Source organism: Mycobacterium sp. Marseille-P9652, from assembly GCF_902652685.1.
Taxonomy (GTDB): Bacteria; Actinomycetota; Actinomycetes; order Mycobacteriales; family Mycobacteriaceae; genus Mycobacterium.
Genome location: NZ_CACRUY010000128.1, coordinates 1 through 844, shown reverse-complemented (window position 1 = coordinate 844; position 844 = coordinate 1). Strand labels below are relative to the sequence as shown.

At 73.5% G+C, this 844-nt stretch carries 1 protein-coding gene; it reads right to left on the bottom strand.

Translation table 11 applies throughout. The features are described from left to right. Nucleotides 1-126: 126 nt before the first annotated feature. Nucleotides 127-844: TPM domain-containing protein (locus tag GPY60_RS26480; protein WP_197283856.1), on the bottom strand; the 718-nt coding region annotated here is incomplete at its 5' end.

Sequence of the window (844 nt, the reverse complement as noted above, 5' to 3'; positions counted from 1 at the left end):
CGTACGCTGAACCTTCACTGGGGCCTCCCACATCTGTGGCTCTACGGCCAGGACCCAATTCCTGACCGCAACCCACGTTCACATGTGAGCGAGGCCCCAGCCCCCTATACCGTCTAGTTCGATGGTCTAGCCGGGGGCCACGTCCAGTCCCTGCGCCGCGGCGATCGCCGCCCGCGCCCACTCATGACGGAAGACGGCCGGCGAGATGCGATCGCGGCGGATCATCTCGACGTCGATGGCCCTGCCGTTGGTGATCGCGCCCGGCACCCGAAAGGAGAAGGCCGGCTCGTCCGTGGCGACGGCGAGGATCGCGTCGGTGTCGGCAAGACCGTTGCCGCGCATGACATTGTCGGCCCAGCGGAAGGGCTTGAGCCCGCCGAAGTTCGGGACATACACGACCCACAGCTTGGTCCCGCGCGTGGCATACAGGTTGTTGATGGCCCGTTCGACCGCGCCGCGCTCGAGCGGCCCCAGCACGTTCGACTGGTCGGTGAGCTGGGTGGTCAGTGTGAGCGCCGGCGTCGTCGGGGCCGCGGTGGCGCCGCCGGTCTGCGGGGTGGCCGACCGCGACGTCGCGCCGCCGGCCGCCGACTTGCCCGAATGGCCGCGCAAGGCGTGCACACCGACGAACGCGGCCACCGCCAGCAACGCGACGGCGGCGAGCGCCCCGATCACGGTCGCCGGCCCCCGCCAGCGGCCGCGCGCGCCGGTCGCGGCGGGTGGGGCGCCGCCGGGCGCCCCCACCACCCCGTTCGGGCCCGGAATCCCCTGCGTCGGGGCGGGTGGCGTGGCTCCCACACCCCCGCGGTCGGGCGTGGCGGGGGGGGGGGCGCCCTCCAGCTCC